This window comes from Streptomyces sp. NPDC002125 (assembly GCF_053593715.1).
Genome location: NZ_JBSFDD010000004.1, coordinates 423,584 through 439,129 on the forward strand (window position 1 = coordinate 423,584; position 15,546 = coordinate 439,129).

General features: G+C 69.9%; 17 protein-coding genes and 1 pseudogene. 10 read left to right on the forward strand and 8 right to left on the reverse strand.

Annotated features, from left to right (window positions below):
- Nucleotides 1-97 precede the first annotated feature (97 nt).
- The 3 genes from ACWCQM_RS10170 to ACWCQM_RS10180 all read left to right on the forward strand — a co-directional run bounded on the left by ACWCQM_RS10170 (nucleotide 98) and on the right by ACWCQM_RS10180 (nucleotide 2,891).
- A complete protein-coding gene (locus ACWCQM_RS10170) occupies nucleotides 98-1,186 on the forward strand; it encodes an alpha/beta hydrolase (RefSeq protein ID WP_450914819.1) in 1,089 nt (362 codons plus the stop codon).
- 56 nt (nucleotides 1,187-1,242) lie between these two features.
- Nucleotides 1,243-2,409, forward strand: coding sequence for a serine hydrolase domain-containing protein (locus ACWCQM_RS10175; RefSeq protein ID WP_450914820.1), 1,167 nt, complete (start codon nucleotides 1,243-1,245; stop codon nucleotides 2,407-2,409).
- Between the two features lie 257 nt (nucleotides 2,410-2,666).
- Nucleotides 2,667-2,891 (forward strand): hypothetical protein, encoded by a 225-nt coding sequence (locus ACWCQM_RS10180; protein WP_450914821.1) that lies wholly within the window; start codon nucleotides 2,667-2,669, stop codon nucleotides 2,889-2,891.
- A 171-nt stretch (nucleotides 2,892-3,062) separates the two neighbouring features.
- Here the strand turns inward: ACWCQM_RS10180 and ACWCQM_RS10185 are convergent, their stop codons facing one another.
- The 4 genes from ACWCQM_RS10185 to ACWCQM_RS10200 all read right to left on the reverse strand — a co-directional run bounded on the left by ACWCQM_RS10185 (nucleotide 3,063) and on the right by ACWCQM_RS10200 (nucleotide 6,047).
- Nucleotides 3,063-3,782 (reverse strand): SGNH/GDSL hydrolase family protein, encoded by a 720-nt coding sequence (locus ACWCQM_RS10185; protein WP_450914822.1) that lies wholly within the window; start codon nucleotides 3,780-3,782, stop codon nucleotides 3,063-3,065.
- Nucleotides 3,779-4,246, reverse strand: a complete 468-nt coding sequence (locus ACWCQM_RS10190) for a cupin domain-containing protein (RefSeq protein WP_450914823.1) — start codon at nucleotides 4,244-4,246, stop codon at nucleotides 3,779-3,781. Before ACWCQM_RS10190 ends, ACWCQM_RS10185 begins: the two co-directional genes overlap by 4 nt.
- 83 nt (nucleotides 4,247-4,329) lie before the next feature.
- Entirely contained in the window at nucleotides 4,330-5,166 is an 837-nt protein-coding gene (locus ACWCQM_RS10195) for a helix-turn-helix domain-containing protein (RefSeq protein WP_450914824.1), read from the reverse strand.
- Between the two features lie 89 nt (nucleotides 5,167-5,255).
- On the reverse strand, nucleotides 5,256-6,047 hold the full coding sequence (locus ACWCQM_RS10200) for an SDR family NAD(P)-dependent oxidoreductase (RefSeq protein WP_450914825.1): 792 nt from the start codon (nucleotides 6,045-6,047) through the stop codon (nucleotides 5,256-5,258).
- A gap of 105 nt (nucleotides 6,048-6,152) precedes the next feature.
- Here ACWCQM_RS10200 and ACWCQM_RS10205 point away from each other — a divergent pair, with 105 nt between their 5' ends.
- From ACWCQM_RS10205 to ACWCQM_RS10215, 3 genes are all read left to right on the forward strand, one after another.
- Nucleotides 6,153-6,755 carry a TetR/AcrR family transcriptional regulator gene (locus ACWCQM_RS10205; protein WP_450914826.1) on the forward strand — a complete coding sequence of 201 codons (603 nt, stop codon included), beginning with the start codon at nucleotides 6,153-6,155 and terminating at the stop codon, nucleotides 6,753-6,755.
- A gap of 89 nt (nucleotides 6,756-6,844) precedes the next feature.
- Entirely contained in the window at nucleotides 6,845-7,486 is a 642-nt protein-coding gene (locus ACWCQM_RS10210) for a hypothetical protein (RefSeq protein ID WP_450914827.1), read from the forward strand.
- Nucleotides 7,487-7,552: 66 nt separating this feature from the next.
- Nucleotides 7,553-8,056 carry a hypothetical protein gene (locus ACWCQM_RS10215; protein ID WP_450914828.1) on the forward strand — a complete coding sequence of 168 codons (504 nt, stop codon included), beginning with the start codon at nucleotides 7,553-7,555 and terminating at the stop codon, nucleotides 8,054-8,056.
- Between the two features lie 356 nt (nucleotides 8,057-8,412).
- Here the strand turns inward: ACWCQM_RS10215 and ACWCQM_RS10220 are convergent, their stop codons facing one another.
- A complete protein-coding gene (locus tag ACWCQM_RS10220; protein WP_450914829.1) occupies nucleotides 8,413-9,180 on the reverse strand; it encodes an SAVMC3_10250 family protein in 768 nt (255 codons plus the stop codon).
- A gap of 763 nt (nucleotides 9,181-9,943) precedes the next feature.
- Here ACWCQM_RS10220 and ACWCQM_RS10225 point away from each other — a divergent pair.
- Together ACWCQM_RS10225 and ACWCQM_RS10230 are read left to right on the forward strand one after the other, a co-directional pair.
- Nucleotides 9,944-10,225, forward strand: a complete 282-nt coding sequence (locus tag ACWCQM_RS10225) for a hypothetical protein (protein ID WP_450914830.1) — start codon at nucleotides 9,944-9,946, stop codon at nucleotides 10,223-10,225.
- A gap of 266 nt (nucleotides 10,226-10,491) precedes the next feature.
- A complete protein-coding gene (locus tag ACWCQM_RS10230) occupies nucleotides 10,492-11,976 on the forward strand; it encodes a SulP family inorganic anion transporter (RefSeq protein WP_450914831.1) in 1,485 nt (494 codons plus the stop codon).
- A 75-nt stretch (nucleotides 11,977-12,051) separates the two neighbouring features.
- Here the strand turns inward: ACWCQM_RS10230 and ACWCQM_RS10235 are convergent, their stop codons facing one another.
- The 3 genes from ACWCQM_RS10235 to ACWCQM_RS10245 form a co-directional block, all read right to left on the reverse strand.
- Nucleotides 12,052-13,092 carry an NAD(P)-dependent alcohol dehydrogenase gene (locus ACWCQM_RS10235; RefSeq protein ID WP_450914832.1) on the reverse strand — a complete coding sequence of 347 codons (1,041 nt, stop codon included), beginning with the start codon at nucleotides 13,090-13,092 and terminating at the stop codon, nucleotides 12,052-12,054.
- Between the two features lie 65 nt (nucleotides 13,093-13,157).
- Complete coding sequence (locus tag ACWCQM_RS10240; RefSeq protein ID WP_450914833.1) at nucleotides 13,158-13,934, reverse strand: SDR family NAD(P)-dependent oxidoreductase; 777 nt, start codon at nucleotides 13,932-13,934, stop codon at nucleotides 13,158-13,160.
- Nucleotides 13,931-14,599, reverse strand: a complete 669-nt coding sequence (locus ACWCQM_RS10245) for a TetR family transcriptional regulator (RefSeq protein WP_450914834.1) — start codon at nucleotides 14,597-14,599, stop codon at nucleotides 13,931-13,933. Before ACWCQM_RS10245 ends, ACWCQM_RS10240 begins: the two co-directional genes overlap by 4 nt.
- Before the next feature lie 149 nt (nucleotides 14,600-14,748).
- Here ACWCQM_RS10245 and ACWCQM_RS10250 point away from each other — a divergent pair, with 149 nt between their 5' ends.
- Both ACWCQM_RS10250 and ACWCQM_RS10255 read left to right on the forward strand, forming a co-directional pair.
- A complete protein-coding gene (locus ACWCQM_RS10250; protein ID WP_450914835.1) occupies nucleotides 14,749-15,420 on the forward strand; it encodes a VOC family protein in 672 nt (223 codons plus the stop codon).
- 32 nt (nucleotides 15,421-15,452) lie between these two features.
- Nucleotides 15,453-15,546: pseudogene (locus tag ACWCQM_RS10255) on the forward strand (ribosome maturation factor RimP); the annotation flags it as partial.

Genomic DNA, 15,546 nt, shown 5'->3' on the forward strand with positions numbered 1-15,546 from the left:
CCCCCTGACCTGCACATGCCCTGTTCTCCGAACCCGGTGGGCCGCATCGTGGTCGTGCCGGCGGCTCGCCGGCCACCTCACACAAGGGAGTACCGCTTTGCGATCTCCATCAGCCCGCCACCGTCGTCTCGCCGGCGTCCTGTTCGCGGCGGCACTGCTTCCGGCCGTGTCCTCGGGATCGGCCGCCCGGGCGGACTCCCCGGCCGTCCCCGGCGTCGGATTCACGGACGGCTTCGGGCTGAGCCAGGTGTCCGGTGCGACCGAAGTACGCTCGGGCACCGACTTCACGATCACCGTCACCACACCCGAGGTGGCCGGCCCGCACCGTATCCGGATCTTCCTGCCCAGCGGATACGCCGACGACCCGGACCGGCGCTGGCCCGTCACGTACTTCCTCCACGGAGGCGGCGGCAACGTGAACGACGCCGCAGCCGCACCGGCCCTGCACTCCGACGAAATGATCACAGTGGTCCCCGACGGCGGCCTCAAGAGCTGGTACGCCGACTGGCACATGCAGAACACCGCCATGGGCGCGGCCAACTGGGAGACCTTCCACCTCGAACAGGTCATCCCCTACATCGACGCCAACCTGCGCACCCTCCCCGACCGGGGACACCGAGCCGTCACCGGACTCTCCATGGGCGGATCCGGCGCACTCCACTACGCCCAGGCCAGAGCGGACCTCTTCGGCCACACCGCCTCCCTCTCCGGCGGAATCGACTTCTCCATGGCCACCATCCGCGCGACCGTACTCGCCACAGAACTCAATCTGCCCGGCGCCTGGTGCGCCATCAGCACACCGAGCAGCCAGGGCTGCCCGACCTACGGACCGTACGTCGACAGCGACGCCATCTTCGGCTCGCCCTATCCGGTCCTCGGCGCGGACCACCGCTGGAACGCCTACGACCCCGCCGCCCCGGACAACCTGGCCAAGCTCAAGAACACCAAGACCACCCTCTACACCGGCAACCAGGGCCTGATCGACGCTCGGACGGCGATAGCCGCCCACGCGGTCAAGAACCGCCTGGACCAGCTCGCCATCCCCAGTCGGCTCGTCGACTACGGCAACGGCGCCTCCCTGTCCCCCCAGTGCGACGGCAACCACAACTACGGGTGCTGGGCTGCGGCCTTCGCGGACTACATCCCGCGCCTGGAAGCCGCCTTCGAAGCCGCTGCGAAGAACTGAGCCGGCAGGACCGGCACACCCCACCGAGCAAAACCTCTCCGAGGAGCGGACACCGAATGACCACCCGAAACCGTACGAAACTGGCTCCCGTCATCGGCGCCGTATGCGCGACGGTACTGGCGCTGTCCAGCTCTGCGGCACACGCGGCCACCGCCGAGTCCGACCACGCCGACACGCTCGCCGCGCTCAAGGCGTTCCAGGCGGCGGCAGGGCCCGGCGCCGCCGTCCACGCCGGAAACGGCAGCGATTCCTGGACCCTGTCGGCCGGTACGGGAACCATCAACGCCAACCGCCCCATCAAGGCCGACGAACACATCCGTATCGGCAGTCAGACCAAGACCTTCACCGCGGTGGTGGTGCTTCAGCTGGTCGAGGAGGGCCGCGTCTCCCTGGACGCGCCGATCGATGACTACCTGCCCGGTGTCGTCACCGGCAACGGCTACGACGGCACCCGCATCACCGTGCGCCAACTGCTCCAGCACACCGGCGGCCTCGGCGCCTACACCCCTTCCCCCGGGCTCAAGACTCCTCCGTCGAACCCCGACGGCACCTTCAGCCTGTCGACGTTGGTGCGGTACGCGCTGGACGCCTCGCCCCCGGTCTCCGCCCCCAACGAAGGCTTCACCTACTCCAACACCGGCTACTACATCCTCGGGATGCTCATCGAGAAGCTGACGGAACAGCCGGTGCACAAGGCCGTGACCGAACGCGTCATCCAGCCACTCGGCCTGCCCCACACCGTATTCCCGGCGCCCGGCGATCGGACCCTGCCCACACCGGCCGTCAACGGCTACCACGGCGTCCGCGTGGGTCCCCTCTACCTCTGGACGCCGGTCATCTCGTACGACCCCTCGCTGTTCAGCAGCGCGGGGGCCATGATTTCCACGCTGGAGGACCTGAGCGTCTTCTACCGGTCGCTGGCGGCCGGGAAGGTGCTCTCCGCGCAGAGCCTCGCCGAGATGCGCACCGTGCGGCAGATGAACGCCGAAACGGCCTACGGCCTGGGCCTCATGACGCACGAACTTCCCTGTGGCGGAACAGCACGAGGCCACTCCGGTGGCGTCCTGGGTTACGAGACCTTCACTCTCGCCACGGACGACGGCCGCTTCGTCTCCCTCGTCACCAATCTCTTGGTGCAGGTCGGACAGCGTCCGGACGCGCAGCTGCTGCGACTGCTGGACACCGCGCTGTGCGAGGACGCGCCACAGCGCGACCGACCCTGACACCCGGCGTTCCCGCGCAGGGTCCTCGATCACCGCAGGCCATCACCACCACCTGACGTGGCCGGTGTGCGCGTCGTCGGCCGCCTCTCAACAGCAGGCGGCCGACGCAACAGGGGAGCGCACACCGGCCGCCACACACTCCCCCTCCCTCCCCCTGCCCGCGAGCACGCCCTCCGGGCCGGCACGTCGTGCGCCGGCGCTCGGTGTTCACGCGCTCCTTCCTCATCCCCTGTGACCCACGGCGCCAAGGAGTTGACATGGCACACCGGTACCGGTGCGGCGAATGCAGGTTCGCCACCCGATGGACCACCGAATCCGAGGTCGGCGATCTCGCGGCGGCCCACTACGCCGAGAACCACCCCGGACTCGCCCTCGGCGGCATCGTCGAGATCAACCAGAAGAACCCCAACTCCCTCGGGTGCCTGCCGATGCTCGGGATCACCTTCCTCCTGCTCGTGATCGTCGCCGCCTGTCAGCGGTAGGCAGTCGGCAGCCCGGTCACGGCCGAAGCCCGCCGCCCCGCCGCCCACCCCACGGTTCCCGCCGAACGCACGGATCCGCCCAGCTGATACACCCGGGCCGACCCGCACGTTCCCACTGCACAGACTTGAGCGGAATCGAATAGCGCAGGAGGGGCCGGCCGCCGGAACCGGCTACGCGCTCCGGGTCGGGAGCCAGGTGTCGATGACCTCGGCGACAAGGGCGGCGCCGCGGCTGTTCTGATGGATGTGGTCGGTCGTGAGCACGAGACCTCGGCGCCGCGAGATCGTGTCGAGGCTGCGGCCCGGCAAGGCGCTCCGGAGGAGGACGCTGACGCTCGCTGCGGGCGTCGGATCCCGGTAGGGGATCGGCGGCGGGTCCGCCTGGCGTAGTTCCTCGGTCTGGCGTTCGTGGAGCGGGAGGTAGGTCGCCTTGTTGGTGGTGGCGACCTCGGCGATCATGCGGCTGTACGCCTGCGATGCCCGCGCCGCCGCTCCGTCGAGTTGTTGACCGAGGACGGGGAGGGACAGCAGAGCGATCGTCGCGTCGGTCTGCGTTCGCAGCTGGTCGACGACGGCCCCCAGGCACTGCTGGAACCAGCCGGCCGATGGGCGCTCGGGAAGTTGTTTGCGCTTCATGGCCCGCTCGACGGGGTAGCCGGCGAGGCTCGCTCGGGCGTCGTTGGTCCCGATCAGCACGGTGACCACGTCGGGTGCGTCCGCGACGACGGCGTCGAGGCGCCGCGCGAGGTTGTGGGCGAAGTCGCCGTTGACGCCGAAGCGGGCGAGCCGTACGTCGCCGGGGGGTCGGCGTCGTTCGAGCAGGTCCAGGTAGTCGACGCTGAGTTGCGCACGGGTGAGGCTGTCGCCGAGGCACGCGACGCGGGTCGTCACGGTGTTCGCGGGCCGGACGTGCCGGCGTGCCCGGTCGGAGGGGCTTCGGTCCGGGGGCGGTGGTCGGTGCCGAGGCCGGCGGTGATGGTCAGGATGGACGCCGGTCCCGCCATGTCGACCGCGTGCCATGTCCCGGCCGGGTTGACGGTGGCCTCGCCCGGCCCGAGCACAACCCGGTCGGGCACTCCGTCCACATCGCGGGTGACCGTCACCGACCCGCCGAGGCAGACGACCAGTTCGTCGCCGGCGGGGTGGCGCTCCCAATGGTCGCCGAGGCCGTCGCCGTCGAAGATCGTCACCATCCGGCCCTCGGCGCCGTCCGCCGCGACGGCGGCACTGTAGGCACGGAGTACATCCGGGTCCCAGGCGAAGCCCTCGACGGGTTTCGCTCTCGACCCCAGTCCGAGGTGCACGGGGGTGGTCCGCAGGTCGATGGCGTCGGGTTCGTGATGGACGAGTCTCATGCCGACGATGGTCACAGGGCAGCAGGAGGGTGGTCTTGAAGGAAAGGGAACAGAAGCCGACGCGATGGGCGGCCGGTCGGCGACTACCCAGTCCCGAGCAGGACTTCGCCGCGACGCCATGCTGTCGGCGATCGGCCCGTGAACTCGCTCCAGTCCCGGACGAGATGGGCCTGGTCGGCGTAGCCGGAGATGGTCGCCACATCGGCCCACGGAAGCGGGTCCTGCATGGTGGCCAGTTCGTGCGCGTGCTCGAAGCGCAGAACTCGGGCGAAGGTCTTCGGCGACAGGCCCACCTCAGCGCGAAACCGCTCGGTGAGGTACCGACGGCTCCAGCCCAGTTCTGCGGCGACCTCCCCGACCCGGACGCGGCCCCGCGCGGCCAAGAGGCGGCGCCAGGCCTCGGCCACCTCGGGGCGCACCCGGGACACAGAGTCGTCACCGGGGCCGCGGCCGACGGCTCGCAGGAGCAACACGTCCAACGCGGCGAACCGCGCGGCCCATGTCGTCGCTGTGTGGAGCCGGTCGACCAGCTCGACGCCGAGTGCTCCGAGTAGCGCTTCGAGCGGGACCAGCCGGTGGGCGAGATCAGCGGCGGGCATGCCGTAGACGGCCCGGGACCCGAGCGGTGTCAGCGACACCTGCACGCCTTCCTGGCGTCCGTCGTGGTGGATCGCGACGGACCGGCGCATCAGACCTCCGGCCACGCTGTCGAACCGGGTGACCGGTGACCCGTCGGCGACGCCGGCCGCCACCTCCAAAGGGCCGGACAGACTGATCACCGCAGTGAGCACGCGGCCCGGTGGACCGCAGTGCACCCCCGCCGGGAACCCACGGAGATCGAAACCGACGTACGAGCCGACGTACCGTCGCAAGGCGGGCGCCGGACGTGCACAGATCCTGGTGGCCGCAAGGTGTTCCACCCTCGCAGTGTACGAACTTGCTGTCCGCCGGCGGGCTCTCAGCCTCCTTCCTTCCTGCCGCGATGACCGCGCCGTGGCGACCGGGGTCATCAGCCGGACATCATGGATCCCATGGCAAGGACGCCCCGCCTGCGGCTCACGAGCCGGCTCGCGCCCGCCATCACGCGGTTGCGGCGCCCGGTGACGGCACTCGGCGGCGGCGTGCGGCGGTCCAGCACCCTCAGGGCCTCCGCCACCACCTCCTGAGGGGACTGGCGGGCGGCGGCGCCCGCGACATCTGTGCCGACAGCGTCGAAGAACTCGGTCTCGGTCGCCCCCGGGGACAGCGCGAGGACGCGCAGTCCGGTGCCGCGGGACTCGTACCAGAGCGCCTCGGTGAAGTGCAGTACGAACGCCTTCGTGGCGGCGTAGACCGCCATGCCGGGAACCGGCAGATACGCTGCCATGCTCGCCACGTTGACCAGCACTCCGTTCCCGGAGGCCCGCAGCGGCCCGATGAACGCCCGGCTGATGTCGACCAGGCTCGCGACATCGACCTGGATCTCCTGCCGCAGGCGCTCCGGATCCTCGTCGTGGAACTGACCGCTGGTGCCGAAGCCCGCGTTGTTGACGACGCTGGTGACCGTGAGACCGCGCTGCTCCGTTTCGGCGGCGAGAGCCCGTCCCGCTCCGGGCAGGCTCAGGTCGAGCGGGACGGCCTCGGCACGGACGCCGTGCTCAGAGGCGAGTTCGGCGGCCAGCTTCTCCAGCCGCTCCCGGCGCCGGGCGACCAGGACGAGGTCCGACCCCCGCCCGGCCAGCCGGCGGGCGAACTCCGCGCCGATACCGGAGCTGGCTCCGGTGACGAGAGTGGTCTGACTGCGGTAGTCCACGGCATTCATGGGCTGCTCCTCGGTTGACGGATACCCGCATCATGGCACGCCAAGCCAAACATGTCACAGAGTGCCAACTAGGTACTGAGTGCAAGAAGCGGTAGGCTGCCGGTCATGAACGATCAGCAGGGGCGCCCCGCAGGGCTGCGCGAGCGCACCCGGCGGGCGGTTCAGGCCGAGATCGTCACCGCCGCCATGCGCCTGTTCCTGGAATACGGCTTCGAGGCCACGAACATGGACCAGATCGCCACCGAGGTCGGCATGTCGCGGCGCTCGCTGTTCCGCTACTTCGGCACGAAGGAGGAGATCGTGCTCGGCGACCACGCCGCGCACGGACAGGTGCTGCAGGCCTCACTGGAGAAGCGCCCGGCCCATGAGGCCCCGTGGCCGGCACTCCGGGCGGCCCTGGTGCAACTCCTCAGGTCCCTGCCGTACGACTCGGAGGACTTCCTCAAGATCACCGCCATGCTCCACGCGTCCCCGGCCCTACGGGCGCGCCGGGGAGAGAAGCAGCAGCGGTGGACGGAACTTCTGGTGCCGGATGTTGCCGCACGACTGGGGGCCCCCGAGGACCCCAGGGTCCGGCTGCGAGCGCACGCGCTGGTCGCCTCCGCCTTGGCCTGCTCCGATGTCGCTCTCGAGGCCTGGGTCGACAGCGGCGGCGCCATCGGCGTGGAGGACGCCTTCGACGAGGCGGTCGCCGCAGTCCGCGGCTAGTGCTACGACCGCACACCTTCGCCGGGTTGAGCGGGTGCGGGACCATCGATGCCGGCTGCCTGGCCGAGGCATCCGCCTATGCTCGGCTCGTGCAGCAGCTTTCCGACAGCAGCAATCCGTTGATCACAGCGTTCCCGGTCGAGCTTGCAAGCGATGCCGAGGCAGTCCTGGCGGTGATGCCTGATTCCCGGCTCCAGCCACATGCCTCGTTCTCGGTCGCTGTAGAGGGCCGGCAGGTCATGATCCCCGGGCGCCTCTACAACGACGAGCCGCCGGCTGACGCGGTGGCATCGCTTTCGTCGCGCCAACAGCAGCTTCTGCACTGCCTGTACTCAAGGCACTGCGACGGGGTGGTCAGACAGCGCCACCTGGAGAAGATCGCTGGATCCACGGACCCCTGGGTCGTCCCCTTCGTCGTGCGGCTGGTCGGCGAGTACGTGTTGGAGATCCTGGTCGTCATCTGCGATGAGCTCCGCGATCTCGCTACGCCCGGCAGCTGCGGCAGCCTCGCCTACGGGCAGTTCATCGTTGACAACCCGGCCTTCTTCGCGCGCACTCAACGGCAGGTCGTGAGCTACTGGAGTTGCTACTACCGGGGCGCCTACGCGAGTTTTCGGGGCTACCCGGGGTGCACACTTCTCGACCTCCTGCGGGCCGCTGCCTCCGACAGAGCAGGACACCCCTGGCCCAACCTCGCTCCAGCAGGCGCCAGGGTGGACGGCTACTGCTAGGGGCCCGTCACCCAGCCTTTGCCAGGTAGCCAACGGCGTCGGTGATGGGGGCTATGGTTCCCGGCCATGGGGTTCTCGGGGTCTTTCATCGTGGCGCGAGCCGACCGGTCGCTGACGGAATTGGCGGCGATACGGGCGTCGGGCTGCGTGCCGTTGTGGTCGGCACGCGATGGCGAGTGGCAGATCCTGCAAGCGTGTCCCATCGCGGATCCGGAGCCTTCGATCATCGGCGAGACGCACGCTTCCGTCCTGGTCTGCCATGTGGTCGACAGCGACTTCGCGACCGTTCAGGCAGCGAGTCCCGATGACCTGTCATGGCAAGGTGCTCTGTCGCCGGGCATGGCGCGGGACTACGGCATCCCCGGTGAGTGGATCGGTGATTCGGTCAAGGTGAGTGAGCGAGCTGCAGCCTGGGCCCGGGGGGCCGGCCTTCAGCCGGACCCGGTGGCGCTCAGGGCTGCCCTGGTGGCCGAGTGTGATCCGCTGGCGGAGGACCTGGTCTTCGCGCTCGTTCACGCCTTGGGGTTCCGGTTCCGTGACGCGGTCGAACTGGAACCGCCGGCGGTGTGATCCAGTGCCCGTTCATCCTGCCCGGCGTCCCGGCCGCTGCGGCAGAGCGGGGCATGGAACGGGCGAAGTCGGACTCTTGTGAGGACGATCCACGCCGGTGGACGGTGGCCCAGGACGGGACTCCGGATGTTGCGCGCCACGTCGGCCGGGCCCTCAGGACTCTCCCTGCGGGCGCGGGGAGCAGCACGCGTTCGCGTTCGTCGTCCACGTCCCGGTCCACGGCCATCCCCGAGGGCGTGGGTAGCACTCGCTTAACTGCCAGTTTGTCATCCAAGACAGCCATTGGGCGGGCCCCGGCCACGATCGGCGCTTGTGCCCGGGGCCGACAAGCACCTGGAGCCAGCCCGAACTCCTCGTCAGTCGGGCAGGTCGATGGCGTACTCGACGTTGAGAGGAGTGGCGTAGACGATGGCCGATTCGTACCGTTCGACGTACGTCACTCGTGCGTAGCCGCGCATCCATGCGGCGGTGTCGGCGAGGTCGTCCCTGCGGCGGTGGATGTCGCTGAGAGCCGCGACGATGCTATGCGCGCTCACCAGGGAGAGTTCGGGTGCCCGTTCCGCCGGGACGTCGGCGAGCTCGCCGACCGTGGGTGACGGCGGAGGACGCTCGGCGTCCCAGAGGCGATGAGAGATGGAGGGTCCGGTGTCGAACGGTCCCAGGCTGCCGATGACTCCGCTCACGGCCAGAGCAGATCGCGGCACCGGCACGAGAAGGTGTTTCGCACTTCCGTGCAGGATCAGGCGGGCCCCCTCCGGGGCGTATCCGTCGACGCCGGGAGCGTCGACGAAGAGAACGGTTCCCACGTCCGGGTCCCTGCTGTCGACATGGAAGAAGAACAGTGGCGCCTCGAAGTAGATCCAGCGCCCGGGCCGTGTGTCCGGGTCGGTGAACCAGAGGGCGTGGGTCTCCAGGTGGTCGATGGTCGAGGCGAGGCGATGGGCCCGGTCCTCGGCAGTCGTTGGCCCTTCCCCGTCAAGGTGGACCTCGAAACCGCCACCACCCATCGGCGTGTTGCCGTCCAGTCTGAACATCCGCAGCCGCCGGCCGATCCGGCGGCGTTGCCCTCGCTCGGGGAGGAACTGCCGGAGCTTGCTGTCCGAAAGGTAGACGAGCTCCCGCATGGCTCCCCCAAGTCCCTTATGAACGACAGTACTTGTGAATGGTACGGGCGCACGGCGGAATGGTCCGGGCAACGGGTCCTGTTCCCGGAAGTAGCCGTCGACGGGAACGCGCGCGTCGTCGAACAGGGCCTGGCCGTCCCGCGGGACGGTCGGCCAGGCGCCCGACTGCGGTTGAGCTCGATGAGTTGCTCGGTGGACAGCGCGTGGACGACACGGCCGATCCCGGAGCGGACGATGCCCCCGGCGCACAAGTCGCAGGGCCGGCAGCTGGCGCAGAGGGTGGTCCGGACGGCGGTGTGGGTGTCGACGGACGGTGCCATCCGGGCCGGCCAGCATTTCGGACGTTGCGCCCACCCCTCATATCGCGGGCTCGCCCGGCACTGAGCCGGCGCGAAATTCCCACACCCAAAGCCGAACCATTGTACGAATATGACGATTACCCGGCGACTGGCATATGCAAGGGACACGCGGACATGGACGACCTCGAATACCGCGACGCAATTGTGTGATAGAACCCCAGGCCACAGAGGTGCAGCGCATGTTCCGACTCGTCAGACATCGACTTTCAGACTCTTCACAAGGGGTTAACTCCATAAGCCCTTCATCCTGTTAGCGTCCCGAAGGACGGATGAAGTCCACCAGGAGGTGAAGGGTGCGAGCAGCGGCAGTCCGGTTCGTACTCGCGTTCCTGATCGGCTTCCTGTTGACCCCGTACTCCGGCGCATCTTCGCCGGATCACCCGGCGTCCGCCCAGGGAAACCGGGTGGACCATTTCCAGAACACGGGCGCGGGTGTTCCACAGGGCGAGTACGCCACCTGCGGCACGCCTGATCGCGGGAGTGAGCCGAACGGCCTTCTGCGCAATCGCGACCGGCACCGCTCGGCGACCGTGCCCGCACCCGAGGCTCCGCCACGTACCGCGGTGGCGGGGACCGCCGGCGGCATCCTCGCCCCGGCGGCCCTCGCCGCCATGGACGACGCGCACCACACGTCCAGATCATCGGCCGCGCATTCCTCCACGGTCCTCCAGGTGTTCCGCTGCTGAGCTGACCCGAGGCGCACGCGGACCAGCCCCCGTCCGACGTCCTGCGGGACCCGGCGGCACGGGCGGTCCGGCCCTGCCCTCCACACCATCAGCTCTCGTACACACACCGACGCGCCGTCCGTCGGCGCGCCAGGAGGAACCACTGGTATGCAATCTCTCGCCGACCACCCCGAGGAACACGTGCTGCGGATCAGCGACAGCGCCGTCTGGGCACCCCCGCCCGGCGACGTGCGCTCGGCCCCCTTCCGCACGGGATGAGGGCCGTCATGGACCGTGTCGCGAAGTTCCCTCATCTGCGGCAGGATTTCGCCGCCTCACTCGTCGTCTTCCTCGTCGCCCTGCCGCTGTGCGTCGGCGTCGCCGTCGCATCCGGGGTCCCCGCCGAACTGGGTCTGATCACCGGCATCGTGGGCGGTCTCGTCACCGGCGTCATGCGTGGCAGCAGCCTTCAGGTGTCCGGACCGGCCGCCGGGCTCACGGTGCTCGTGTTCGAGGCCGTCCAGTCCTTCGGACTCGCCGCGCTCGGGGTGATCGTGCTCACCGCCGGGCTGCTGCAACTCGCCATGGGCGCGCTGCGGCTGGGCCGCTGGTTCCGGGCGATCTCGGTCTCGGTCGTGGAGGGCATGCTCGCCGGCATCGGGCTGATCCTGATCGCCGGCCAGCTCTACGCCGCCGCCGGTGTCGAGGCCCCGCTCACCGGTCCGGGCAAGATCGCCGGAATCCCGGATCTCCTGGCCGATGCCGTGTCCAGTACGGCGGCTCTCGCCTCACTGGCGGTCGGCGCCTCGACCATCGCGCTGGTGGTGGTGTGGAACAGGATGCCGGAGCGGGTGCGGGCCGTTCCGGGGGCACTCGCCGCGGTCGTGCTGGCCACGCTCGCCACGCCGGCCTTCGGCCTTCCGGTCGCCACCGTGCAGGTACAGGGGCTGTTCGACGCCGTCCAGATCCCCGCCCTGTCCGAGTTCGGCGGGCTCGCGGACGTGAGTCTGCTCGGGACCGTGGCGGCCTTCACCCTCATCGCCTCCGCCGAGAGCCTGTTCAGTGCGGCGGCGGTGGACCGGCTGCACGACGGGCCGCGTACCCAGTACGACAAGGAGCTGATGGCTCAGGGTGCCGGCAACACCGTGAGCGGCTTCCTGGGCGCTCTGCCGATGACCGCGGTCATCGTGCGCAGCTCCGCCAATGTGCGGGCCGGTGCGCGGACCAAGGCGTCCCGGGTGCTGCACGGCGTGTGGCTGCTGCTGTTCGCGGCGCTGCTGCCGTCCGCGCTGGGACTCATCCCGCTGCCGGCTCTCGCGGGCATCCTCATCCACGCCGGCTGGAAACTGATCCCGCTGCGCGCGCTCGTTGCGCTGTGGCGCTCGCACCGCGGTGAGGCGCTGATCCTGGTCGTCACCGCGGTGGCGATCGTCACGGTGAACATGTTCGAGGGTGTGCTGACCGGTCTGGCCCTGTCGGTCGCCAAGGCCGCCTGGGACGCCTCGCACATCAAGCTGGAGGTCGTCGACAGCGACGCCGACCATGTCCGGGCCCGTCTCTCCGGCAACGCGACCTTCCTGCGCCTGCCGAAGATACTCGACAGCCTGGAGGCGTTGCCCAAGGACCGCCCCATCGCGCTGGACCTGTCCGGCCTGCACCACCTGGACCACGCCTGTCGTACGGCGCTGGAGAACTGGGCGGAGCGGCACAGTTCGTCCGGCACCGAGCCCGTGCGGCTGACCCGCACGGAAACGGTCACCGCGGCTCGCTGACAGACACCGACGACTCGCCGGGGCGCCTCGGGAAGGCGTCCCGGCGAGTCGTCGCCGGCTCTCCGCTCGGGACGGTCAGCCGTTGGGCAGGATGACCGCGCGCCCCTTGATCTTGCCCGCGTGCAGCCGCTCGTAGGCGAGCGGGGCCTCGTCGATGGAGTACGTCTCGACATGGACGTCGACGGCACCGGCGTGGGCCAGTTCGATGACCTCTGCGAGCTCCTTGCGCGAACCCCAGTACGGCGCGGTGACCGAGGTGGAGAACGGCAGGACGCCGAAGCCGACGGGCAGCAGACCGCCGCCGATTCCGACGATGGTGACGTCGCTGTCGATGGAGGCGACCGCGCCGGCCGTCTTCACGGTCGGTTCGACGCCGACGAAGTCGAGAACGACCTTGGCACCGATGCCGCCGGTGAGCTCGCGGACCTTGGCTGCCGCGTGCTCGTCGGAGAGCACCGTCTCGTGGGCTCCGACGGTGCGGGCGAGCGCGAGCTTCTCCTCGGTGACGTCGAGCGCGATGACCCGGACGGCGGTCATGGCGCGCAGCAGCTGGATGGCGACGTGCCCGAGGCCGCCGGTGCCGATGACCACGGCGGTGGCGCCGGGCAGCAGCTTCGGCAGCGAGCGCTTGATCGCGTGGTACGGCGTGAGGCCCGCGTCGGTCAGGGAGACCGTCTTGACCGGGTCCAGGTCGCCGATCGGCGTCAGGTGGCGGGCGTCGTCGACGAGCATGTACTCGGCCATGGCGCCGGGGGTGCCGAGCCCGGGCGGGTTGATTCCGAGGTCTGCGGCGCGCAGGCAGTAGTTCTCACGGCCTTCCGCGCAGTTCACGCAGGTGCCGCAGCCCCAGGGGCCGTAGACGGCGACCGAATCGCCGACCGAGACGCCCTCGGCGCCCTCGCCGAGGGCGGCGACGGTACCGACACCCTCGTGGCCGAGCGTGAGGGGCAGCTCGTAGGGGAACCCCTCCGCGGGCCAGCTCATCACGGCGATGTCCGAGTGGCAGACACCGGCTGCGCTGACCTTCAGCAGGATCTGACCGGGGCCCGCCACGGGCTCCGGAATCTCGACGACCTCGGGCGCGGCGCCGACGGTACGGTACTGGACGGCTTTCATGACTCTCCTTCGTTTCTTCGTACTCCCTTTGTGACCCGCGTGGTGGCTGTGCGCCACTCGGGGGATCAGGAAGCGGAGTAGCCGCCGTCCACCAGGTGGTAGCTGCCGTGGATGAAGGAGGCGCGGTCCGAGAGCAGGAAGGCCGCGAGCTCGGCGACCTCCTCGGAGGTGCCGAGGCGGCCTGCCGGGTGCAGGGAGATCAGGTGGTCGCGGGCCGGTCCGTCGGTGTTGCGGAGCAGCGGGGTGTCGATGAATCCGGGGCCGACGGCGTTGATCCGTACGTTCTGCGCCGCGTACTCGAGGGCCGCGGTCTTGGTCAGGCCGACGACGCCGTGCTTGGCCGCGACATAGGCCGGGGAGTTGGCGAAGCCGTTGGTGCCGAGGATCGAGGAGATGTTGACGACGGCGCCGCCGCCCGCGGCGAGGATGGCCGGGAGCTCGTAGCGCATCGAGTAGAAGACGCCGCTGAGGTTGGTGGCGACGACCTTGTTCCAGTCCTCGATCCCGTACTCGCCGGTGGTCTGCGCGGGGCCGCCGATGCCGGCGTTGTTCACCGCGAGGTGCAGTGCGCCGAACGTGTCGACGGCGAAGCCGACACCGGCCTCGACGGAGGCGGGGTCGGTGACGTCGAGGGCGACGGCGGCGGCGCGGGCGCCGGTGGCCTTCAGCTCGTCGGCGGCCTTGGTGGCGCTCTCCTCGTTGTAGTCGGCCACGACGACGGCCGCACCGCTCGCGGCGAGCCGCCGGGAGAGGGCGAGGCCGATGCCCGACGCGCCGCCGGTGACGAGGGCGACCTTGCCGGCGAACTCCGCCTCGTAGGCGGTGGGGAGGTTGGTGCTCATGGTGTGCTTCCTTGCGTGGTGCTGTGGGGCGCCGGCCCGTCCTGCCGGGATTCCAGCAGGTGTGTGGAGAGGGCGTCGAAGGCATGGACGACGAACTCGGGCAGAGCGGCCGGACGGCCGCCTCGTACCCATGCCGCCTGGGCCGCGAGGAGCGCTCCGGCTCCTGCGGCGACCGCCACGGCGGGACGGATGTCCTGCCGTGGATCGACACCGAGCCGTTCCGCGATGATCCTGACCGACTCCTCCTGGGCGTCCACACGGATGTGGTGGTACGCCGCGTACAGAGTGGGTTCCTCCTCGGCCATGACGAGCAGGTCGAAGATGCGCGGCCGCAGATGCCAGGGCTCCGCCTCCGGGTCGTCGAGCCAGTCGAGGACGGCCCGGCGGTAGGCGGTGAGCGGCGGTTCGGCCGCGGGGCGCTCGCGGAGCGCTCGGTTGATTCTGTCGCCGTCGCCCCGCACTGCGTCGAGGACGGCGGCCTCCTTGTTCGGGAAGTACCGGCTGAAGGTGCGCCGGTCGACGTCGGCCGCTTCCGCGATCTCCTCGACCGTCACGCTCCTCAGTCCGCGCTCGAGTACGAGGTCGAACGCGTGCTGCGCCAGCGCGTCCCGGGTCCTGCGCGCCTTGCGGCTGCGCCGGTCCGGGCCGTTCCCTGTCGAATTCATAGTTGAACCATACACCTTTTAATGTCCCAGTGGGACTTTTGTCTCAACGGGACGCTGTCGACTGCGGATGGCCGGTCCCGCTCCAGCGGGACCTGTCCGGGGAGTTGGTCACGGGCATGTCGCCGCGCGTGGACGGTGACCATGGGGGCATGGACGGACTCAGCACTCCAGAAATCCTCGCGAAGATTTCGGACGGACTCAGCGACTGGCGCAAAATGGCTCAGCCCCTCGCCGCTCGATACCGCGCGGCGGATCCGGTGGCCGGGGCATCCTTCGTGGCGGCGGTCGCGCAGGCGGCCGCCGCCGCAGGGCACGACGTACCGGAGTCGCGGTGGGGGCGCTCCCTCATCGATGTGTTCCTCTTCAGCGCGGACGCGGCCGGAAACCGCCGGGTCACCGCTGAGGACCTCGAACTCGCGGGCGTGATCAGCGGGCTCGCCCGCGCGTTCGGACTGACCGCGCTGCCCGGCGAGGTGACCCAGGTGGAGTTCGGGCTCGACACCGCCGACGACGCGGCTGCCGGGGCGTTCTGGGCGGCGCTGCTCACGGGGAATGCCGGCCGCCTGGTGGCCGACTCACTCTTCGATCCGTCGAACCGGGTCCCCAGCGTCTGGTTCCAGCCGACCGATGCGCACCCAACGCCGCGCCAGCGCTGGCACCCGGATCTGTGGCTGGCTCCCGAAGTCGCCGATGAGCGCATCGCCGCGGCTCTCGCCGCGGGCGGCACGCTGGTCGACGACTCGGGGGCTCCGTCGTACACGGTGCTCGCCGACCCGGAGGGCAACAAGGTCTGCGTCTGCACCCCACTCGGGCGGGAATAGGCCGTGGGGGCGAGCTGTCTCCCCCGGGCGGGAGCTCTCCGGGCGCCGACCGCCCGTTGACCGAGCACCGCCACTACGTACGCGCGACCGGCCGTCTGGCCAGACTCACCCTGAGCGAGGGCGGCG